Source organism: Niveispirillum sp. FG156 (assembly GCF_057809555.1).
The window spans coordinates 83,693-106,126 of the sequence record NZ_JBMDKE010000015.1 but is presented as its reverse complement, the minus strand read 5'-3'; the positions used below and the strand labels follow the sequence as shown (position 1 = coordinate 106,126).

At 64.7% G+C, this 22,434-nt stretch carries 16 protein-coding genes; 11 read left to right on the top strand and 5 right to left on the bottom strand.

The features are described 5' to 3' along the window. Positions 1–32 precede the first annotated feature (32 nt). The 8 genes from ACODSP_RS11565 to ACODSP_RS11530 all read left to right on the top strand — a co-directional run bounded on the left by ACODSP_RS11565 (position 33) and on the right by ACODSP_RS11530 (position 9,099). Positions 33–320 carry a UxaA family hydrolase gene (locus ACODSP_RS11565; RefSeq protein ID WP_488965746.1) on the top strand — a complete coding sequence of 96 codons (288 nt, stop codon included), beginning with the start codon at positions 33–35 and terminating at the stop codon, positions 318–320. A gap of 13 nt (positions 321–333) precedes the next feature. Continuing rightward, positions 334–1,509: a UxaA family hydrolase gene (locus tag ACODSP_RS11560; RefSeq protein WP_054166165.1), complete on the top strand. Its 1,176-nt coding sequence runs from the start codon at positions 334–336 to the stop codon at positions 1,507–1,509. Next, entirely contained in the window at positions 1,506–2,510 is a 1,005-nt protein-coding gene (locus ACODSP_RS11555) for an Ldh family oxidoreductase (RefSeq protein ID WP_488965745.1), read from the top strand. Before ACODSP_RS11560 ends, ACODSP_RS11555 begins: the two co-directional genes overlap by 4 nt. 171 nt (positions 2,511–2,681) lie before the next feature. Continuing rightward, positions 2,682–3,608 carry a hydroxyacid dehydrogenase gene (locus ACODSP_RS11550; RefSeq protein WP_488965744.1) on the top strand — a complete coding sequence of 309 codons (927 nt, stop codon included), beginning with the start codon at positions 2,682–2,684 and terminating at the stop codon, positions 3,606–3,608. Further along, positions 3,605–4,624, top strand: coding sequence for a YeiH family protein (locus tag ACODSP_RS11545; RefSeq protein ID WP_488965743.1), 1,020 nt, complete (start codon positions 3,605–3,607; stop codon positions 4,622–4,624). Before ACODSP_RS11550 ends, ACODSP_RS11545 begins: the two co-directional genes overlap by 4 nt. 41 nt (positions 4,625–4,665) lie before the next feature. After that, positions 4,666–5,997 (top strand): spinster family MFS transporter, encoded by a 1,332-nt coding sequence (locus tag ACODSP_RS11540; RefSeq protein WP_054166169.1) that lies wholly within the window; start codon positions 4,666–4,668, stop codon positions 5,995–5,997. A 34-nt stretch (positions 5,998–6,031) separates the two neighbouring features. Then, on the top strand, positions 6,032–7,534 hold the full coding sequence (gene glpK / locus ACODSP_RS11535; RefSeq protein ID WP_488965742.1) for a glycerol kinase GlpK: 1,503 nt from the start codon (positions 6,032–6,034) through the stop codon (positions 7,532–7,534). Beyond that, complete coding sequence (locus ACODSP_RS11530; protein WP_488965741.1) at positions 7,531–9,099, top strand: glycerol-3-phosphate dehydrogenase/oxidase; 1,569 nt, start codon at positions 7,531–7,533, stop codon at positions 9,097–9,099. The genes glpK and ACODSP_RS11530 overlap by 4 nt, the downstream gene beginning before the upstream one ends. A gap of 137 nt (positions 9,100–9,236) precedes the next feature. Here the strand turns inward: ACODSP_RS11530 and ACODSP_RS11525 are convergent, their stop codons facing one another. Both ACODSP_RS11525 and ACODSP_RS11520 read right to left on the bottom strand, forming a co-directional pair. Then, positions 9,237–9,953: a GntR family transcriptional regulator gene (locus tag ACODSP_RS11525; RefSeq protein ID WP_488965740.1), complete on the bottom strand. Its 717-nt coding sequence runs from the start codon at positions 9,951–9,953 to the stop codon at positions 9,237–9,239. A 128-nt stretch (positions 9,954–10,081) separates the two neighbouring features. Further along, positions 10,082–11,527 carry an NAD-dependent succinate-semialdehyde dehydrogenase gene (locus ACODSP_RS11520; RefSeq protein WP_488965763.1) on the bottom strand — a complete coding sequence of 482 codons (1,446 nt, stop codon included), beginning with the start codon at positions 11,525–11,527 and terminating at the stop codon, positions 10,082–10,084. Between the two features lie 182 nt (positions 11,528–11,709). Here ACODSP_RS11520 and ACODSP_RS11515 point away from each other — a divergent pair, with 182 nt between their 5' ends. Then, positions 11,710–14,016 (top strand): TonB-dependent receptor, encoded by a 2,307-nt coding sequence (locus tag ACODSP_RS11515; RefSeq protein ID WP_488965739.1) that lies wholly within the window; start codon positions 11,710–11,712, stop codon positions 14,014–14,016. A 365-nt stretch (positions 14,017–14,381) separates the two neighbouring features. Here ACODSP_RS11515 and ACODSP_RS11510 read toward each other — a convergent pair whose 3' ends face one another. Further along, the gene (locus ACODSP_RS11510; RefSeq protein WP_488965738.1) at positions 14,382–16,007 is read right to left on the bottom strand and encodes a long-chain fatty acid--CoA ligase; all 1,626 of its coding nucleotides are present in this window, start codon (positions 16,005–16,007) and stop codon (positions 14,382–14,384) included. Positions 16,008–16,171: 164 nt separating this feature from the next. Between ACODSP_RS11510 and ACODSP_RS11505 the strand changes: the two genes are divergently transcribed. Then, positions 16,172–18,196 carry an alpha-glucosidase gene (locus ACODSP_RS11505; RefSeq protein WP_488965737.1) on the top strand — a complete coding sequence of 675 codons (2,025 nt, stop codon included), beginning with the start codon at positions 16,172–16,174 and terminating at the stop codon, positions 18,194–18,196. A gap of 170 nt (positions 18,197–18,366) precedes the next feature. Then, positions 18,367–19,590 (top strand): MFS transporter, encoded by a 1,224-nt coding sequence (locus ACODSP_RS11500; RefSeq protein WP_488965736.1) that lies wholly within the window; start codon positions 18,367–18,369, stop codon positions 19,588–19,590. 4 nt (positions 19,591–19,594) lie between these two features. Here ACODSP_RS11500 and ACODSP_RS11495 read toward each other — a convergent pair whose 3' ends face one another. Together ACODSP_RS11495 and ACODSP_RS11490 are read right to left on the bottom strand one after the other, a co-directional pair. Then, entirely contained in the window at positions 19,595–21,040 is a 1,446-nt protein-coding gene (locus ACODSP_RS11495; protein ID WP_488965735.1) for an FGGY family carbohydrate kinase, read from the bottom strand. Beyond that, positions 21,033–22,433 carry an FAD-binding oxidoreductase gene (locus ACODSP_RS11490; RefSeq protein ID WP_488965734.1) on the bottom strand — a complete coding sequence of 467 codons (1,401 nt, stop codon included), beginning with the start codon at positions 22,431–22,433 and terminating at the stop codon, positions 21,033–21,035. Before ACODSP_RS11490 ends, ACODSP_RS11495 begins: the two co-directional genes overlap by 8 nt. Position 22,434 lies beyond the last annotated feature (1 nt).

Below are 22,434 nucleotides of genomic sequence, written 5' to 3'. Positions count from 1 at the left end.
GAACACCGCCAACGAACAAGGGGAGGCTCCAAGTGGGCGCACCACATCTTCTGGTCCATGACCGGCGCGACAATGTCGGCGTCGTCGTTGTGGAGGGGTTGCAGGCCGGCACCAACATGCTGTGCGTCGTGACCGAGGATAACAGCGAGTTCCGCACGACCGTGAACCAGGACGTGCAGATCGGCCACAAGGTGGCACTGCGCGATTTCGCGGTCGGCGAAACCGTCATCAAGTATGGCGAGGATATCGGCAAGGTGGTGCAGCCCATCACCAAGGGCGCCCATGTCCATACCCATAATCTGAAAACCAAGCGCTGGTAAGGGAACCCGGATCATGAATTATGCTGATCTGAAGATCTGGGGCTATCGTCGCGAGAATGGCCGCGTCGGTGTTCGCAACCATGTCGCCATCCTACCGCTGGACGATATTTCCAACGCGGCGTGCGAGGCGGTGGCCGCCCATATCCAGGGCACCATCGCCCTGCCCCACTCCTATGGAAGGTTGCAGTTCGGCGCCGACCTGGACCTGCATTTCCGCACCATCATCGGCACCGGCGCCAATCCCAACGTGGCCGCCTGTGTCGTGATCGGGATTGAGGAGGGCTGGACCCAGAAGGTGGTGGACGGCATCGCCGCCACGGGCAAGCCGGTCGCCGGCTTCTGGATCGAAGGCAATGGTGACATCGCCACCGTCGCCGCTGCTTCCCGCAAGGCCAAGGAATTCTCGCAATGGGCCTCTGAACGGGTCCGCACCGAATGCCCGCTGTCAGAGGTATGGGTGGCGGCCAAGTGCGGGGAGAGCGACACGACCACGGGTCTGGCCTCCTGCCCCACCGTCGGCAACATGTATGACAAGATGGTGGAGCTGGGCCTTTATGGCTGCTTCGGCGAGACGTCAGAACTGACGGGGGCCGAACATCTGGCCGCCGCCCGCGCCGCCAGCCCGGAAGTAGCCGCCAAGTTCATGAAGACCTGGCAATCCTATCAGGATGACGTGATCGAGGCGCACAAGACCTCCGACCTGTCCGACAGCCAGCCGACCAAGGGCAATATTGCCGGCGGCCTGACGACGATCGAGGAAAAGGCCCTGGGCAATCTCGAAAAGATCGGCAAGAAGACCAGCTATATCGACGTGCTGGAACCCGCGGAAGCGCCGGCCAAGGGGCCGGGTCTGTACTTCATGGACACCTCTTCCGCCGCCGCCGAATGCTGCACCCTGCAGGCCGCCGCCGGCTATGTCGTTCATTGCTTCCCCACGGGCCAGGGCAATGTGATCGGCAACCCGATCATGCCGGTCATCAAGATCACCGGCAACCCGCGTACCGTGCGGTTGATGAGCGAGCATGTGGACGTGGACGTGTCCGGCATTGTGCGCCGTGATATGACCATCGATCAGGCGGGCGACGCCTTGATCGACATGATCGCCCGAACCTCCAACGGTCGCCTGACAGCGGCGGAAGCCCTGGGGCATAAGGAGTTCGTGATGACCAAGCTGTACCGGTCGGCATGAGCACGGTCACGCTCAGCCTGGAAGAAGCACACCATCTGGCAATGGGGGCGCTGGTCAAGGCCGGCGTCGCCCCGGCCAACGCGGCGGCAACGGCATCCGCGCTGGTGGCGGCGGAGGTGGATGGGCAGGCCGGTCACGGAATGTCCCGCGTCCCCTCCTACACGCTGCATGCGCGGGTCGGGAAGGTGGATGGCAATGTCGTGCCGGTGGCCGTCACGGCGGGGGAGGCCGGGGTCCGCATTGATGCGGGCCATGGCTTCGCCTATCCCGCCGTCGATCTGGCCATTGAACGGCTGTTGCCGCTGGTGGCACGGACTGGTGTCGCGGCAGCCGCCATCCACCGTTCCCACCATTTCGGACAGGCCGGGCGGCATGTCGAACGGCTGGCCGAACAGGGTCTGGTGGCCTTCGCGTTTGCCAATACACCGGCGGCCATGGCCCTGCCCGGCGGACGGCGGTCGCTGATGGGCACCAACCCCATCGCCTTCGCAGCGCCTATGCCGGGACGCGCCCCGCTGGTCATCGACATGGCCCTGTCGGTGGCGGCGCGCGGCAAGATCATGGCGGCGAGCAAGGCCGGCAAACCCATTCCCGAAGGCTGGGCAATGGATGCCGATGGCAACCCGACCAATGATGCCAAGGCAGCCCTGGGCGGATCGCTGCTGCCCATCGGCGGGGCCAAAGGGGCGGCACTGGCGCTGATGATCGAGGTCATCTGCGCGGCGCTGGTCGGCGGCAATTTCGGCTGGAATGCCAGCGGCTTCTTCGATGGTGATGGCGGCCCGCCCGATTTGGGACAGTTGCTGATCGTGCTGGACCCCGCACGCTTCGGCGGTGACGGTTATGCCGACCATATGGCGCATCTGCTGCTGACGGTGGCCGGTGAGGCCCCGGCCCGTCTGCCGGGCGACCGGCGGCTGGCACTGCGGCAGAAGGCGGCGGCAGACGGGGTGACCATCCCGGCGGCGCTGCATGCGGAGATTTTGGGGCTGATGGGGTAACCCTCACCCTCCCATTGACTGGCGTCAATGGGCCCCTCCCTCTCCCACCTTCGTGGGCGAGGGGGTCAATTTCGCCCCTCGCCCGCCTGGCGGGAGAGGGAGGGGCCCAAGCCGGAAGGCTTGGGAGGGTGAGGGAGTACCCCGCCCGAACACCATATCGAGAGGCAAACCATGCCCGACATCGTCATTACCGAATTCATGGACGAGGATGCCATCGCCAATGTCCTGGCGGGCCATGACGTCCTGTATGATCCCAAGCTGGTGGATCAACCCGAAAGACTGGCCGCCGCACTGGTCAATGCCCGTGCCCTGGTGGTGCGGAACCGTACGCAGGTGCATCAAGCCCTGCTGGATCAGGCGCCGAAGCTGAAGGTCGTGGGGCGGCTGGGCGTCGGGCTGGACAATATCGACATGGCAGCCTGTGCCGCCCGCAATATCATTGTGCGGCCCGCGACGGGGGCGAATGATCTGGCTGTGGCCGAATATGTGATTACGGCGGCGCTGATGCTGCTGCGCCGGTCCTGGTTCGCCTCTGCCCGCGTGGCGGCGGGCGAATGGCCGCGCACCGACCTGATGGGACGGGAAGCGGCGGGCAAGCGGCTGGGTTTGGTCGGCTATGGCGCCATCGCCCGGCTGACGGCGCAGAAGGCCCGCGCCTTGGGCTTTTCCGTCGCCGCCTATGATCCGCACTTGCCGGAAAAGCATCCGGCCTGGGTGCAGGTGGAACGGCAATCGCTGGAAACCCTGCTGACCACCGCCGATGTGGTCAGCCTGCATGTGCCCCTGACCCCGTCTACCACCAACATTATCGACAGCGCCGCCCTGGCGCGCATGAAGAAGGATGCGATCCTGATCAATGCCGCGCGCGGCGGCGTGGTGGACGAAGCGGCCCTGTGCGCCGCGCTGATGGCCGGAAAGCTGGGCGGGGCGGCATTGGATGTGTTCGCGACCGAGCCGGTGACGGCGGCGTCAGGTGCTGTGTTCAAGGATGTGCCCAACCTGATCCTCACCCCCCATATCGCCGGCGTCACGGATGAGAGCAATGCCCGCGTCAGTGAGGTGACGGCGCGTGCGGTGCTGGAGGAACTGGGGACATGAGCGTGGCCGCCGCCCCTGCCCCCGGCAACCGTCTGGAATGGGCGCGCGGCGTCCTGCCCGGTCTGATCGCCACCATCGTCGTGGCCCTGGCGGCAACATACCTGTCCGACCATTACAACGCCCCGTCGATGGTCTTCGCCCTGCTGCTAGGCATGGCGCTGAACACTCTGCCGGGCGAACCGCGCTATGCCCCCGGCATTGCTTTGTCGGCCCGCACCTTGCTGCGGATTTCCGTGGCGCTGCTGGGACTGCGCATCACATTTGCGCAGGTCGGCGACCTGGGCTGGTCCACAGCGGCCATGGTGGCCTGCGCGGTGCCGCTGACCATCGGGTTCGGCTGGGTCCTGTCAAAGCTGACGGGGGTTGGTGGCCGGTTCGGCGTGCTGTCGGGCGGGGCCGTGGGCATCTGCGGCGCCTCCGCCGCCATGGCCATTGCCGCCGCCTGGCCCCGCCGGGATAGCGAGCGCGATACCGTCGTCATCATCGCCTGCATCACCAGCCTGTCGACCATGGCCATGCTGGCCTATCCGGCCATCGGCGGCTGGCTGGGGTTGGATGCTGTACAGGCAGGCCGGTTCTTCGGTGGCTCCATCCATGACGTGGCGCAGGTGGTGGGGGCCGGGTACAGCCAGTCACCCCAGGCCGGCGATACGGCGACGGTGGTCAAGCTGATGCGGGTGGCCATGCTGCTGCCCGTCGTCGTTGCCATCACCCTGCTGGCGGCCCGCCGCCGCACCGCCGATGATGGCGAGGCCAAGGTAACCCCCCTGCCCGGCTTTCTGATCGGGTTCGTGGTGCTGGCTTTCCTGAATGGCATGGGCTGGGTGCCCGCACCGGTCACCTCGGCCCTAACGGAACTGTCGCGCTGGCTGCTGCTGATTTCCGTCGCGGCACTGGGCATGAAGACATCGGCCAAGGACATCATGGAGGTGGGGCGCGCCGCCATTGCCATGGTTGTGGCGGAGACGGCCTTTATCGCCCTGTTCGTGCTGGGCTGGATCGAACTGATCGGCTGAATTCTGAACGATACAAATAAAAATCATCGGGAGGCAGAAACGTGCAGCAGAGCCAACAGGCCGGGCCCCCGCCCGTCAGTGACGGGTACCGACGCTACGCGCTTTGGGTGCTGCTCATCATCTACATCCTGAATTTCCTGGACCGGCAGATCGTCGCCATCCTGGCCGAACCCATCCGGCAGGAACTGCATCTGGCTGACTGGCAGCTGGGCGTGATGACGGGTCTGGCCTTTGCCTTGTTCTACACGTTCCTGGGTATTCCGATTGCGCGCGTCGCGGAACGCGGCAACCGCCCCCTGATCATCGCAGCGGCGGTGGGAACGTGGAGCGGTTTCACCATGCTCTGCGGTTTTGCGCAGAATTTCGTACAGCTGGTGCTGTGCCGGGTCGGTGTCGGGGTGGGAGAGGCCGGATGCACCCCACCCGCCCATTCCCTGATCAGCGATTATACGCCGCGTGAACGCCGCGCGTCGGCCCTGGCCTTCTATTCGCTGGGTACGCCGCTGGGCGGGCTGTTCGGCATGGTGCTGGGCGGATTGATCGGCGATGCCTGGGGCTGGCGCACGGCCTTTCTGGTGGCCGGCGCGCCGGGCATCCTGATGGCGATTGTCGCCGCCCTGACATTGCGTGAACCGCGCCGGCAAATGCTGGCCGCCGACCTTGCCGCCCGGCGGGCATCGGCACCCAGCCTGCGCGAGGCGCTGGTAGAGCTGAAGGGCAAGCGCGCCTTCTGGCTGATCGCCTTCGGGGCCGCCATCAAGGCCTTCATCGGTTATGGCGCCGCTTCCTTTCTGGCTCCCTTCTTCTTTCGCAATCATTCCGAAAGCCTGACCGACATGGCCGATGGTTTCGGGCTGGGCGTGGCGGGGTTTCTGGGCGTGGCCCTGGGTCTTATCCTGGGCCTGACCGGTGCCGTGGGCACCTGGCTGGGCGGATATCTGGCGGACAAGCATGGGGCCAAGGACCTGCGCGCCTATATGTCCATTCCCGCCGTATCGACGGCCCTGGGCATCCCTTTCTATATGGTCGGTCTGACGGTGGAGGATACGACGCTGGCCCTGATCATGCTGGCCTTCCCGCCCGTGTTGAACACGCTCTGGTACGGGCCGGGCTATGCGGCGGTGCAGGGGTTGGTGCGGCCACAGACGCGGGCGACCGCCACGGCAGTACTGCTGTTGATCATCAATCTCGTAGGGTTGGGACTGGGGCCGCTCGGCGTGGGCGCCGTGTCGGATCTGTTGAGCGGGCCGATGGGTCTGGGCAAGGCGGAGGGCGTGCGCTGGTCGCTGGTGATCTTTACCCTGTTCGGCTTTCTGGCCTCCACCTTGTTCTGGATGGCACGTAAGACCTTGCGGGAAGAGACGGTAAGTTGAGCGTATAAGGGACAGGCAAAGGGGAGGAACGACCATGACCGACCATATCCTGGCCATTGACCAGGGGACGACGGGAACGACCGTCATCATCTTTGACCGCGAAACGCATATTGTTGGCCGCGCCTATACGGAGTTCACGCAGTTCTATCCGCAGGCGGGATGGGTGGAGCATGATGCGGCGGAGATCTGGCGGGTAACGCTGGATACGGCGGGTAGGGCGCTGTCTTCTGCCGGACTGTCGGCGCGGGACCTTCGCGGGATCGGCATCACCAACCAGCGCGAGACGGTGCTAGCCTGGAACCGGCATACGGGCGAGCCGGCGCATCGCGCCATCGTCTGGCAGGACCGCCGCACCGCGGCCTTCTGTGACGATCTGCGGTCGCGCACAGGCGTGACGGAGATGATCCGTGCCAGGACCGGTCTGGTCATCGACCCGTACTTTTCCGGCACCAAGCTGCGCTGGCTGCTGGAGAACGTCCCCGGCCTGCGGGCAGGGGCGGAGAAGGGCGACATCCTGTTCGGCACCATCGACAGTTGGCTGATCTGGAACCTGACGGGCGGGGCCGCCCATGTCACCGACCCGTCGAACGCGGCGCGCACGCAGCTCTACAATATCCATGCCGGCGATTGGGATAGCGAGCTTCTGGCCCTGATGGATGTACCGGCGCGCGGCCTGCCGGAGGTGCGGTCATCATCGGCTGTGCTGGGCCATACCACACCCGACGGATTCTTAGGCGCCGGCGGCATTCCCATCGCGGGCGTGGCGGGGGATCAGCAGGCGGCCCTGTTCGGTCAGGCCTGCCATGGGCCGGGATTGGCCAAGAACACTTATGGCACCGGGTCCTTCCTGCTGATGCATACGGGTTCCAGTACGTTGCGTAACCCTGGCCCGCTGCTGTCGACCGTGGCCTGGCGCATCGGGGATCAGCCGCTGGAATATGCGCTGGAGGGGGCGATCTTTGTCACGGGCGCCGCCGTGCAATGGCTGCGTGACGGGCTGGGCCTGATTGCGGCGGCTTCGGAGACGGAGGAGTTGGCCCGCTCCATCCCGCAGAATGACGGGGTCTATTTCGTGCCGGCCCTGACGGGCCTGGGTGCGCCGCATTGGGACCCGTATGCGAGAGGCCTGATTGCCGGGCTGACGCGCGGCACGGGCCGGGCGCATCTGGCGCGGGCGGCCCTGGAGGCCATGGCCTATCAGACCCGCGACGTCACCCGCGCCATCGAGGCGCAGACGGGCATCGCACTTACCGAACTGCGCGCCGATGGCGGGGCCGTGGGCAACAGCTTCCTGATGCAGTTCCAGGCCGACCTTCTGGGTGTGCCGGTGGAGGTGCCGCGCGTGTCGGAGACGACGGCCCTGGGGGCGGCCTATCTGGCCGGGCTGGCCACGGGCCTGTGGCAGGACCGCGACGAAATCCGCGCCACCTGGAAACTGGCAAGCCGGTTCGAGCCTGGGATGAAACCGGCGGAGCGCGAGCAGCTTTATACGCAATGGACAAAGGCCGTAGAGAAATCACGCGGATGGGCGGCATGAACATGGGATTGAACCGGGCAAGCGGGATCGCTGCCCTGGCCGCTGGCGGCGTCTGGGACCTTGTCATCATTGGCGGCGGGGCCACGGGCCTGGGCACGGCGCTGGACGCCGCCGCACGCGGGTACCGTACGCTTCTGCTGGAAGGGCATGATTTCGCCAAGGGCACTTCGTCGCGCGCCACAAAGCTGGTGCATGGCGGGGTGCGCTATCTGGCGCAGGGCAACATCCCCCTGGTCCGCCACGCCCTGCATGAACGTGGCCGGCTGCTGGCCAACGCGCCGCAGGTGACACGGCGGCAGGGCTTTGTCGTGCCCTGCTATCGCTGGTGGGACATGGTCTTCTATGGCGCGGGCCTGTTCGCCTATGACCTGCTGGCAGGCAAACTGGGCCTGGGGCCCTCGCGCCTGCTGTCACGCAAGGAGGTCATGCGGCGGCTGCCGACCGTGAAGACCGACGGTCTGGTGGGTGGCATCCATTATTACGACGGGCAGTTCGACGACAGCCGCCTAGCCATCACCATCGCCGCCAGCGCCGCCGACCATGGCGCCACCCTGCTGAACTATGTCCGCGTCACGGGCCTGCTGAAGGCCGGCGGACGCATCGCAGGCGTGACGGCCAAGGATATGGAGACGGGTACCGACTACGCCATCCAGGCCAAGGCCGTGGTGAATGCCGCCGGTATTTTCATGGATGACATCCGGCACATGGACCGGCCCGATCTGGCCGAGGGTCTGTCGCTGAGCCAGGGTATCCATATCGTGCTGGACCCCGGTTTCCTGGCCAGTGATGACGCCATCCTGATCCCCAAGACCGCCGATGGCCGCGTGCTGTTCGTGCTGCCCTGGCTGGGCCGTACCGTGATTGGCACCACCGACACGCCGATCCCGACGGCCAGCCTGGAGCCGCGCGCGCAGGAGGCGGAAATCCAGTTCCTGCTGGACCATGCGGCGGAATATCTGACGCGGGCCCCGGCCCGGTCAGACGTGCTGTCGGTCTTTACCGGCATCCGCCCCCTGGTGAAGGTCAAGGGCGCCTCGGGCACGTCGGCGGTGCCGCGCGACCATGTGCTGATGGTCTCGGACAGCGGCCTTGTCACCATCACCGGCGGCAAATGGACCACCTATCGCGAGATGGCCGAACAGACGGTCGACGCCGCCGCAAAGGCCGGCGACCTCGTCCCCAGCCCCTGTTCCACGAAGGATCTCCGCCTGCACGGCTGGGCGCCGCGCGACAGCGCCGCCGGCGACCCGCTGGCCGCCTATGGTGCCGATGCCCCCAAGGTCCGCGCGGTCCTGGCCGAGCAGCCGGGCTGGGACGCCCCCATGCATCCCGACCTGCCCTATGCGCTGGGCGAGGCCGCCTACGCCGCCCGCCACTTGATGGCCCGCACGGTGGAAGACGTCCTGTCCCGCCGCACACGCGCCCTGCTGCTCAACGCCCAAGCCGCTGTTGCCGCCGCACCCGCAGTCGCACAGGTGTTGGCCGCCGAACTGGGCCGCGACGAGGCATGGGTGGAAGCGCAGGTGGCCGAGTTCACAGCACTGGCGGGGGTTTATCGGGCGTAGCGCGGATTAGCGAAGCGTAATCCGCGGAGCCAAACCGGAGAGCGGGTTTCCGCGGATTACGGCTGACGCCTAATCCGCGCTACGCAAAAGCCGAATGGATCGACGTGCAGATAGCGGCGTTCAAAATCGGGCGCAGGTCAGCTCAACGTCACCGAATAAGTGAGGTCGCGGGCGTAGACGCGGCTGAGGCGCCATTCAACGCGACGGTCCTGTAGTGACAGGGCTACGCGGTCGATGCACAGGATCGACGCGCCGACGGGTGCGTTCAGCAGGCGCTGGTCGTCGGGCGTCGACAGGTCCGCACGCAGTTCCTCATTGGCGGAGACGATATTGATGCCGAAATCGGTTTGGTAGAGCGAATAGAGCGTGTTGGGCAGCGGCATCCGGTCCTCGATCTTCGGGAACAGGGCCGAGGGCAGGATGATGCTTTCCCGGATCGTTGGTTTGCCATCGACCAGCCGGACGCGGTTGATCTCCACAACCTTGGCGCCCTTGGCCAGATCCAGCTTCTGCTGGTCGGCCACGCGGGCGGCGCGCACGCGCACGCTCTGCTCCCCCATGGTGGGGGTGACGCGTTCACCGCCGGGCCGCACCATGCGGAAGAACCGGAACAAAGACCGTTCCTGGGTATTTTCCGCAATGAAGGTACCCTTGCCCTGATGCCGGACCAGCAGTTTTTCCGCCGTCAGCGCATCCAGCACCTTGCGCATCGTGCCCTGACTGACCCCCAACTCGCGGGCCAGCGCATGTTCGCTGGGAATGGCTTCGCCCGGCCGCCAGACACCTTCCGCCACCTTGTTGACAATGATGTCGTACACTTGTCGATAAAGGGGACGGTAACCGGGGGCGTCCATGAGGCGGAGGCATCCTTTGCAACGGGATAAGACTTATATAAGATAAAACAGTTCTGACGCATTTCATCAAGGGTTTTGGGACCGGTGGCGGAGCGGACGGTGTCGCAGCCCGCTCCGCCGTGGACAGTTTATCCCAACCCACCGATGCAGGCATATTTCAGCGTGGTGTAATCATCGATGCCATGGCGCGAACCCTCCACGCCGACACCTGATTCCTTGTGGCCGCCAAATGGCGCGACCTCGGTGGTGATCAGCCCTTCATTGATGCCGACCAGACCGTAATCCAACCCCTCCATCATCCTGAATGCCCGGCCCAGATCCCTGGTATAGACGTAGGAAGCCAGCCCGTATTCGGTGTCGTTTGCCATGCGCAAGGCATCGGCCTCCGTCTCAAACCGGAAGATGGGGGCCAGCGGGGCGAAGGTTTCATCGCGCGCGACTGCCATGTCGGATGTCGCACCGGCGATCAAGGTCGGCTGGAAGAAGCTGCCACCCAGGGCATGCCGCGCCCCACCCGTCACCACGCGTCCGCCCTTGGCGACGGCGTCGGCGATATGTTCCTCGATCTTGCGAACGCCCCCCATGTCGATCAATGGACCCTGCACCACCCCATCCTGAAGCCCGTCACCGACCTTCATGGCCGACACAGCCGCTGCCATCCGTTCCACAAAGGCATCATGGATGCCGGACTGCACAAGGATACGATTGGCGCAGACGCAGGTCTGGCCAGTATTGCGGAACTTGGCCAGCATGGCGCCAGCCACTGCGGATTCCAGATCGGCATCATCGAACACGATGAAGGGCGCATTGCCACCCAGTTCCATGGAAACCCGCTTCATATGCGCCATGGCCTTGGCCGCCAGCGCCTTGCCCACCGAAGTGGAGCCGGTGAAGGTTATTTTGCGCAGCAGCGGATTCTCGCACATTTCCGCCGCGATCTCCGCCGCCGAGCCGGTGACGATATTCAGCACGCCAGGCGGGAACCCCACCTGCTCGGCAAGCACCCCGATGGCCAGGGCGGAATAGGGCGTCTGGGTCGCGGGCTTCACCACCATGGTGCAGCCCGCCGCCAGGGCCGCCCCCAGCTTGCGCGCGATCATGCTGTTGGGGAAGTTCCAGGGCGTGATCGCCCCCACCACCCCCACCGGTTCACGCACCGCCAGCAGACGGCGGTTCTTCCAGGGGGACGGAATGACATCGCCGTAAACGCGCCGCGCCTCCTCCGCGAACCAGCGGATATAGGCGGCACCCAATGTCACCTCGCCCACGGCCTCGGCCAGCGGTTTGCCCATTTCCAGGGTCAGCAGACGGCCCAGCTCGGCCTTGTTGGCCAGAATGGCATCATGCAGCTTCATCATCAGATTGGCGCGGTCCGCCGCCGTCCAGGTCCGCCAGTCCTGAAAGGCACGGTGGGCGGCGTCGATGGCGGTCTTCGTCTCTGCCCGGCCACCACGCGGTATTGATCCCAGCACATCACCTGTTGATGGATTGGAAACAGCGATTGTGGCGCCATCCATGGCATCCTGCCAGACGCCATTGATGAGGCATTGCTGGCGCAGCAGCGGGTGGGACATCGGCATCTCCGGTCTTCCTTCTTCCGTGTGGCGGGCGTCGCGGCGCCCCATAATCGGGCTGGACGAGTATCTATTCCAACTCTTATATAAGATACAACTCTTGTCTTACCCAAGACCATGCGGTAGGAATGATGCAACCCCGCCAACAAGGGGAGCCGACAATTGAACAGGGAGGAAATGACATGCAGCATGCAAAGCATCTGAGACGGCTTGCGGCCGGCACGGCCATGGCGGTGATGGGCCTGTCCGGCTCCGCTGTCGCGCAGAACAGTGCCGATGGTGGCTTTCTTCTGGAAGAAATCATCGTGACGGCCCAAAAGCGCGTCCAGAACCTGCAGGACGTGCCCGTCGCCATCAGCGTGGTGACCGGCGATCAGCTGGAACAGGCCAACATCAATTCCGCAGAACAGCTGTTCCAGCGCGTACCGACCATCACCTTCCGCAAGGGCAACACCAACAAAGACAGCGCCATCTCCATCCGTGGTGTGGGCACGATCTCCTTCGCGTCGGGTGTGGAGCCGTCGGTATCGACCGTCATTGACGGCGTCGTCTATGCCCGCGCCGGACAGCAGACGGCCGACTTCCTGGACCTGGAACGGGTTGAAGTGCTGCGTGGTCCGCAGGGTTCGATCTTCGGCAAGAACGCGTCAGCCGGTGTGGTGAACATCACCACCCGCTCCCCCTCCTCCACGCCCAAGGGCTTTGCCGAGGCCTCCTATTACGAGGGCAACGAATACCGCCTGAAGGCCGGCGTCTCCGGCCCCCTGTCGGACAAGCTGTCGGGGCTGGTCACGGGTTTCTTCAGCCATTTCGATGGAAACGGCAAGAACGTGTTCAATGGCCATGACGTCAACGGCTACGAACGCTATGGCGCCCGTATGAAGCTGGTGCTGGATGCCACGGAGAATGTGACCTTCACGGCCATCGCCGACTATGCCAAGGGTAATGACAATGGCTATGCCGACAGTATCGGCACGGTTTTCCCCGGCGCCTATCAGGACCAGATTTTCAAGCCGTCGCTGGCCCCGCTGACGCCGGGTGCCAAGAACAAGGATATTGACAACGATCTGGACCCCAAGACGCGGGACAAGAATTCCGGCGTCTCCTTGCAGGCCGATATCGACCTGGGCGCGGCGGCCATCACCTCCATCACCGCCTACCGCCACTGGTATAATTATCAGCAGCGCGATGGTGACTTCCGTTCCGACGCACCGCTTTACGTCGCCACCGGCGCGGCGGCCAGCGATGTCCGCTCCCACGACCGGGGCGACCTGTCCTTTGATCAGTTCACGCAGGAACTGCGTATCGCCTCCACGGGTCAGAACTTCATCGATTACGTGGCCGGCGTTTACTACTACACCACCAAGGAAGTGGACTTCTTCAACCGTACTGTCACCGCCTGTACCGCAACCACCCTGGCGGCGGTGAATGGGTTGCTGCCCTGCCGGGCAGGCGCATCGACCTTCACCACCAATGAAGGCAATGCCGATTTCACGACCAAGCTGAAGAACTATGCGGCCTTCGGTCAGGCGACGGTCAATTTCACGGATGATTTCCGCGCCATCCTGGGCGGTCGCTATACGGAGGACAAGGTCTCCTTCGACTTCGCCCGCCGTTCCACCTCCACCGCCGCCTTCCCCGGCGTGCGTCCGGCCTTCGCCGCCAGCGGCACCACCAAGCAGGATGGCATCTCCGGCAATGCCGGCCTCCAGTATGATTTCGCCGACGATATCATCGGCTATGCGACATATACCCGTGGCTATAAGGGTCCGGCGCTGAATGTCTTCTTCAACATGATTGGCACTGACACGCTGCCCATCTCGGAAGAGACGTCCAACGCCTATGAAGCCGGCCTGAAGACCCGTTTCCCTGAAGCAGGCCTGATGCTGAACCTGGCTGCCTTCAAGACCGTCTATGACGGGTATCAGGCCAATAATCTGGAACTGGTGGCAGGGCAAGTGGTGACCCGCCTGACCAATGCCGGCTCCGTGTCGACCCGCGGTCTGGAAGCCGACTTTACCTGGGCCGCCAGCCGCGACCTGGAATTCAATGGCGGCGTTTCCTACACCAAGGCACGCATCGACAAGTTCAAGTGCCCGACCACCAACCCCACCTGCGCCGACGCCATCAATGGCAAGCAGCTGCCCTTCTCCGCCAAGTGGAAGGGATCGGTCACCGCCGATTGGCGCCTGCCGGTCGAACTGCCCAACGGCGATCTGAACCTGTCGAACACGGTACAGTTCACGTCCAAGCAGGGGTTCGACATCAACCAAAACCCCAATGCGGTCCAGAGCGGCTATTCCACCTGGGATGCCGTTCTGGCCTGGACGTCGGATGATGACAAATATCGTCTGTCGCTGGTCGCCAAGAACATCACCGACAAGCAGTATGTGATCCTGCGTATTCCGAACGGCACCGCCTTCATGCGTCAGATCACGCCGCGCGACGCCGAGCGTTATTTCGGCGCCTCCGCCCGGGTCAATTTCTGATCCGGGGTTCAGTCCCAACAATATGCCTTCTCCACCCCCGGTGCCGTCCCTGGCACCGGGGGATTTTTTATTGGAGCGTATTCCTCAATCGCCGTCGCTGCATCCGCAGCTCGGGCTTACGCCGCACGTGCGGCGCGGCGGCGGTCGCCGCCGGAGCTGTTTCCGGTCAACCGAAAACAGCTCTAGAGCGAACTTCTTTTGACTGGAACCGCGTTTTCATCGTCATCCCGGCGAAAGCCGGGACCCAGCGTGAGGCGCGGTCAGCGCCGATATGACTCTCGTCGCGGCAGACGCGGCTCTACGCTGGGTCCCGGCTTTCGCCGGGATGACGATAGGGGGGCGATTCCAGTCAACGTAAACCCGATCTAGCGGGTGGCGAGCATGGCGCGCAACACCTTCTTGTCGATCTTGCCCGTCGCACCCAGCGGCATGGCGGATACGAACATCACATCATCGGGGATCTGCCATTTCGACAGGCGTCCCTGAAAATGCGCCAGGAATTCCGCCGCCGTGGCATCCGTTTCCGGCTTCAGCTGCACCACAAGCAACGGGCGTTCATCCCATTTGGGATCGGGGATGGCGATGGCGGCGCAGAGGGCGGCCTTGGGATGGCTGGAGGCGATATTCTCGATCTCCAGCGAACTGATCCACTCGCCGCCGGACTTGATCACATCCTTGGCCCGGTCGGCGATGCGCATGAAGCCGTAGCCATCGATATCGGCGATGTCGCCCGTATCGAACCAGCCATCTGCGTCCAGCACCTGCCCGCCATCGCCATGCAGATAGCCACCGGCCACCACAGGGCCGCGCACCTGCAGGCGTCCCATCTGCTGCCCGTCATGGGGCAGATAGGTGCCGTCCTGTCCGCGCAGGGCCAGATCGATGCCCAGCGGCGGGCGGCCCTGGCGGATGCGATAAGGCATCTGTTCCTCAAACCCCGTCCCCGCTAGTTCGGGGACCAGCTTGAAATGCGTACCGATGGGGGAGGTTTCGGTCATGCCCCAGGCGTGGCGCGCCTCCAACCCATAATCGTGCAGCCGGCGCAGCACCGCTTCGGGACAGGCGGCACCGCCGATGATGACCCGGCGCAACGGCCCGAAATCGCCGCCATGCCGCTCCAGATGCTGGATGATGGCCTGCCAGATTGTGGGCACGGCGGCGGCAAAGGTTACCCCCTGCCCATGGATGAGGTCCAAGAGCGAGGCCGGGTCCAGCCGCGATCCCGGCAATACCAGCTTGCATCCCACCGCCGCCGTGGATAGGGGAATGCCCCAGGCATTGGCATGGTACATGGGCACGATGGGCAGGGCCACGTCACGCACCGACAGGCCCATGACATCGGGCTGCAACGTCATCCACATATGGATCATGGTGGAGCGGTGGGAATACAGCACCCCCTTGGGATTGCCCGTGGTGCCGGAGGTGTAGCAAAGGGCCGCCGCCTGACGTTCATCGAAATCGCCCCAGGGGCGCCCATCATCACCATGCGCGGCGATCCAGTCCTCGTAGGCGATGGCCTGTGGCAGCAGGGCGCGGTCCACATCCCCCTCGCCGCACAACAGAACCACATGGGTAACGGTGGGGCAGTCGGGCAGTATATCAGCCACCAGGCCGGCAAAGACCGGATCGGCCAGGATCACGCGATCGCCGGCATGGTTGATGATGAAACGCAGCTGGTCCTTGAACAGGCGCGGGTTCAGCGTGTGGCAGACGGCCCCCAAACCCATGATGGCGAACCACGCCTCCAGATGCCGGTCGCTGTTCCAGGCCAGTGTCGCCACCCGATCACCCAGCCCCACGCCCAGCCCGCGCAGAGCCGTGGTCAAGCAGCGGGCACGGGTGCGCAGGGTGGCATAATTTGTAACGGACAGTGCCCCGTCCGCCGAAGCCTCCACCCGCCGCGACACCACGGGCCGCGCCCCATCCCAGCGCGCGGCATGATCGATGATCCGGTTCACGGTCAGCGGCCAGTCCTGCATCAGCCCGAACATGCGTTCCTCCCTTTAGCTTTTCGCCCTCATTTCCTCATTCCCAACCCGATGGCTGGACAGGGTGGCTTCTTAAGTCTTATATTAGACATAAGAGTACGGATAAATAGAAAGCCAGACGCCGGGCGCACCCCGCCGCGCATGGACTATTGAGGGAAGGGAACGACATGCAATTGGTTGAGACGGATGGCGGCTTCGACCTGATCCTGGCAGGTCGCAATATCCTGCGCCACCGATCTGATGCGCCGTGCCTCTATGTCGGTCGGGGTGACCCGCGTGTGGAGATGTATCACGGCCATTTCGACATCGAGGATAATGTCGAGGAGCGGGTGGGCCTGCGCCACGCGACCCTGACACGTGACAGTGATGGCAATGCCCGCATCGCCCTGTCCATCGCCTCGTCCCTGCCGCCGCTGGTCACCCTGACCCTGTCGGGTGGCGCGCAGGATGCCCGCATCCGCATCGACGCCATCGACCCTACGCTCAACCGCCTGTGGCTGAGGGTTGTGGCGGAAAAAGGTGAGCATGTCTGGGGTGGGGGTGAACAGCTCTCCTATTTCGACATGCGTGGCCGCCGCTTCCCGCTCTGGACGTCGGAACCCGGCGTGGGCCGGGACAAATCCACCCTGCTGACCTTCCAGTCCGATCAGAAGGGCAAGGCCGGCGGCGATTATTACAAGACCAACTATCCGCAGCCGACTTACCTGTCGTCACGCCGCTACGCCCTGCATATCGACACTACGGCTTACAGTGCCTTCGATTTCCGCAAGGACGGCTGGCACGAGCTGGAAATCTGGGCCGCACCGGTGACGATCGAGCTGTGGGCGCGCGATGCCTTCACCGATCTGGTCACGGCCCTGTCCGACCGGTTCGGGCGGCAGCCTCCCTTGCCCGACTGGGTGCTGAAGGGCGCCATCGTCGGGTTGAAGGACGGGGCGAAAAGCTTCGAACGGCTGGAGAAATATGCCGCATCCGGGGCCGCCCTGTCCGGCCTGTGGTGCGAGGATTGGGTGGGCTTGCGCATCACCAGTTTTGGCAGCCGCCTGTTCTGGGACTGGAAATGGAACGCCACGCGCTATCCGGGCCTGGATGTGAAGATCAAGGAGCTGCATGAACGCGGCATCCGCTTCCTGGGCTATGTGAACCCCTATCTGTGCGTTGATGGCAGCTTCTTCCCGGAAGCGGAAGCGGCGGGGTATCTGGCCAGGAAGCTGGACAGCGACGAGACCTATACGGTCGATTTCGGGGAGTTCGATTGCGGCGTGGTGGATTTCACCAACCCTGCCGCCGCCGCCTGGTTCGCCGAACGCGTAATCGGGCAGAATATGCTGGATTTCGGCCTGTCCGGCTGGATGGCGGATTTCGGGGAGTATCTGCCGACCGATGTCCGGCTGCATGACGGCACGCCCGGCATGCTGGCCCATAATGCCTGGCCCGTCCTGTGGGCAGAGGTGAATGCCCGTGCCGTGGCCAACCGGGGCAAGACGGGTGAGGCATTGTTCTTCATGCGCGCCGGCTATAGCGGGGTGCAGCGACACTGCCCGCTGCTCTGGGCCGGTGATCAATCGGTCGATTTCAGCCGGCATGACGGCATCGGCACGGTCATCACGGCGGCCCTGTCATCGGGCCTGCTGGGCAATGCCTATCATCACAGCGATATCGGCGGTTACACCAGCCTGTTCGGCAATGTCCGCACACCGGAACTGATCATGCGCTGGTCGGAAATGGCCGCCTTCACCGCCGTGATGCGCGGTCATGAAGGCAACCGCCCGCGTGAGAATGTGCAGATCGACGAGGATGAACAGGTCCTGGCGCATTTCGCCCGCATGACCCGCCTCTATGCCCATATGGCCCCCTATCTGCGATCCCTGTCGGAAGAGGCGGTGGCGACGGGCCTGCCGGTGCAACGTCCACTGTTCCTGCATTTCCCCGACGATCCCGCCACGTATGCCCTGCAGGAAAGCTATCTCTATGGCGCCGACCTTCTGGTTGCGCCCGTCATTCAGCCGGGTGTGGACCGTTGGACGACATATCTGCCGGCCGGAACCGATTGGGTGGAGGTCTGGACGGGCAGCGTGCATGCCGGTGGGCAGACGGTGACGGTGGATGCACCGTTGGGCAAGCCGCCATTATTCTACCGCCAGGGCAGTGCCTGGACGGCGCTGTTCACGGGCATCAGGGGTATAGGCTAATCCACTCCCCGTCATCCCGGCGAAAGCCGGGACCCAGGGCCGTAGGATCCAACCTCAACGCCGCTAAGATCAAAGCTGCCGAGAGATCGGGCTTGTGGCCCTGGGTCCCGGCTTTCGCCGGGATGACGAAAAGAAGATTGCATCAGCAAGCCAACGACAAGGACGACCCCATGCGTTTCGGCATTCACCGTACCCTGCTGCTGGCGCTCGTCATGATGGCGGGCATCCTGAACTACACGGACCGGCAGATCATCGCCGTGCTGAAACCCATGCTGGAAAAGGAACTGGGATGGAGCGATGCAGACTACGGCACGCTGGTCGCCCTGTTCCAGGGGGCGGCAGCCGTCGCCTTCGTCTTTGCCGGCTGGATGATCGACCGCATGGGCTGGCGCGTTGGCAATCCCGCTGCGGTCGGGTCGTGGAGCCTGGCCGCCATCGTCCACGGCATGGCGACCACCCTGACGGAGTTCAAACTGGTCCGCGTGGCCCTGGGTGCGACCGAGGCTTTGGGCACACCGGCAGCCATCAAGACCGTGTCTATCTGGTTCCAGGCCAACGAACGGTCGCTGGCCTTGGGTTTCGTCAATGCGGCGGGCAATATCGGGGCCATCATCGCCCCCCTGGCGGTGCCCGTCATCGCGCTGACTTATGGCTGGCGGTCGGCATTCTACATCATGGGTGGGCTGGGTCTGGTGTGGGTCGTCGCCTGGTGGGCCTTGACCCGCCTGCCCTATTTCCAGACACCCCCGACCCCTGTCGCCGTCACAGGCGGGGCCAAGGTGTCGTGGGGTCAGGTCCTGACAGACCGCCGCACCTGGGCCTTTGCCGGGGCCAAAGTGTTTTCCGATCAGGTCTGGTGGTTCCTGCTGATGTGGATGCCGGACCTGTTCACCCGCGTCTTCGGGCTGGACATGCGCAGCTTCGGTGTGCCGCTGGCCACCATCTATGCCATCGCCGCCTTCGGGTCGCTGACCGGCGGCTATGTGTCGGGCCGCATGCTGGCGGCGGGCATGAGCATCAACCGTGCCCGCAAGCTGACCCTGCTGATCTGCGCCTTGCTGGTTCTGCCGGTGCCGCTGGTCCTGCTGGTGCAGAATTACTGGCTGGCCGTGGCGCTGCTGGGCCTGACGCTGGCGGCACATCAGGGCTTCTCCGTGAACCTGTTCGCCACGGCCACCGACATCATCCCGCAAGGCCGGATCGCCACCGTCATTTCCATCGGTGCGCTGTGTGGCAATCTGGCGGGCATGGCGGTCCTGCAGGCCGCCGGCTGGGTGCTGGCGACGGGCGGGTCCTACTCCCCCATGTTCGCGCTGGTGTCCGTGTCCTACCTGCTGGCACTCGGCTGGCTGCATCTGATGCAACCGGTGCTGAAGCCAGCGGAGGCGGAGTAAGGGGTCAGGCTAGGGCGACCTTGGCCCAGGCCTGATAGGTGGCTTCCGCTTCGTCCCGGCTCATGCGCGGCGTGAATTCCGCATCATAGCGGGCGAAGCTGGGCAGATCGCCGATCTCAATCACGCCGACACCCAGGCCGGCGGCGATGGCGGCACCATAGGCCGTTGCCTCCTTCACAAGATGCCGGCGGACGGTCAGGCCCAGTGCATCCGCCTGCATCTGCAACAGTGGCGCGCTGGCGCTGACACCCCCATCCACGGGCAGGTGATCGGGTGTTGAAAGACCCGGCGTGGCGGCCACGGCGCGGGCAATTTCCATCATGCGGAAGGCAAGGCCCTGCAAGGCCGCGCGGGCCACATGGGCACGGCAAGCCCCGGCATCCAGGCCGGAGATCAGGGCGCGTTCATGAAACCGCCCGTGCGGTGCGCCCAGCCCCTGCAGCGAGGGGCGAACGATAACGCCGCGCGTGTCCGGCACGCTGGCGGCGGCATCCGACAAGGCGGCGGCATCGGCAAACATGCCCATCTCCTGGCACAGCCAGGTCAGGAAGGCGCCGCAACTGATCACCATGCCCTCCACACACCAGGAAATCTGGTCGCCCGCCTTTGTCATGGCCTGGATGGGTATGGTGCGATGCGGGCTGACCGGGTTGGCACCGGTGGACGCCATCAGGACGCCCGATGTGCCATAAGTGGCTTTCCAGGCCCCCGCCGACAGCCGCCCATGGGCCAACATGCCCGCCTGCTGATCCGCGATGACCGCCGTCACGGGCACGGATGCGCCGAACAGCGATGGTTCGGTCCTCCCGATGGGGCCCCAACTGTCGGTGATGGCGGGAAACAGGCCTAGCCCCAGCCCCTGATGCGCGATCAGGGTGGGGTTCCAACCGGCATGGTCAGGATAGCCAATATAGCCCGACAGCCACGCCGATCCGATATCGGTGACATGTGCCCCGCCACCCGTCAGGCGGAAGATCAGATAGCTGTCCAGCGTGCCCCAGCACAGGTCACCCCGCCCCATGCGGGCACGGCCATCGGGGACGAGATCCAGTGCGGCTTCCAGCTTCGCCGCCGGCACCTGCGGCCACAGCATGAAGCCGGCAGAGCGCAGCTGCTTGTACCGGTTCATGCCGCGCAGATCGCTCCAGACCAGGATCGGGGCCATGGGACGCCCGGTGGCGCGATCCCACAGGACCGTGCTGGACCGCTGCGACGTCACGCCGATGGCGGCCACGTCCTGCATGGAACGCCCTGCCTGATCCAGTGCGCGGGCGATGACCGCCCGGCAGATGGCCCAGACCTGTTCCCCATCCTGTTCCACCCTTCCAGGCGCCGGGAAAGCGGATGGGATAGGCTGCTTGGCCCCCGCCAGCACGGTGCCGCCCGCATCGATCAGCAGGGCACGGGCACCCGTGGTGCCGCAATCAAGGGCCAGCAGCAGTTCAGGCATCGGGGATCAGGTTGCCTGGGTTCATGATCCCGTTCGGGTCCATTGCCGCCTTCAACCGGCGCAGCAGGGCCACGCCACCGGACCCCAGATCATGAGCCAGATAGGGTTTGCGCAGCCGGCCCGCACCATGATGGTGCGCCACCCCGCCGCCATGGCGGGCCGTGGCCTCCATAATGCGGCGCCAGCATTCGAAATAGGCGGGTTCCATGGAGCCTGTATCCTCGAACGTCGCGGCGAAGGAGAAATACAGATTAATCCCGGAACGGTAGACATGGGAACTGTGCGCCGATGCATTGATGACGCCGTCAACCCCGTTCAGGTCGTGGATGACATCATTGTAGATGTCGGCGATCTGTGTCCAGGTGCCAGAGATTTCGGCGGTATCGGCGACATAGCCGCGTTCGAACATGTCCTTCCAGGTGGGCACATGGTTACGGCGCGCCAGCCATTGTTCGGCCGCCGCCGGATCACCCGGTTCCAGCCCCGCCGCCGCCGCGATGACGGCGATGGCGGGCATCTCCGCCTCCACCCGTTCGCGCGGACCTTCATGCACCATCAGCAACAGGGACTGGCCATCGCGTTGAAAATCCTTGAACAGTCGGCGAACCTCCCGACCATCATACTGGCGCATCACGGGCGGCTTCCAGTCGGCCTGGATGATCCGCCGCTGCGCCTCGAACCCCGCCTCCATGTCCTTGGCGAAGAAGATGGAACATTGGCGGAAGGGTGCGGCCCGGCGCAGCGACAGGGTGACGCCGGTGACCACGCCCATCGTCCCCTCCGCCCCCATCAGCAGGTGGCGCAGGTCCGGCCCCGCTGCTGCGCGCGGTGCCTTGCCCATTGTGACGATATCGCCATTGGGCATCACCGCCTCCACGGCATAGATCATGTCCTCGATATTGCCATAGGCGGTGGAGAACTGGCCCGAGGCGCGGGTGGAGACCCAGCCGCCAACGCTGCTGATCCCGATCGATTGCGGCCAATGACCGATGGTTAGGCCATGGGCCGCCACCGTTTCTTCCGCCAGCAGCCCGTTCATGCCGGCATCGAAGCTGGCCAGCAGGTTCGTCTCATCAATGAACCGCACCGACGCCATGCCGCCCATGTCCAGCAGGATGGCCTCCGGCGTCGGCTCCACCCCGCCGCAGACACCACTGCCCAGACCGAAAGGGATCAGGGGAATGCGCCGTTCATTGGCAAACAGTACGACCTGACGGACATCGGCCACGCTTTCGGGCCGGACCACGATGCCGGGGGCGGGCACAGGCTCACCGCGCCAGTCGCGCAGATGCTTCACGCACCATTGATCATAGCGGCGGGCGCGCAGCGTTTCGGCGTCGCCCAGCACCTTGTCGCGGCCAATCCGTTCGGCCAGTTGGGTAGCGATAGTCATG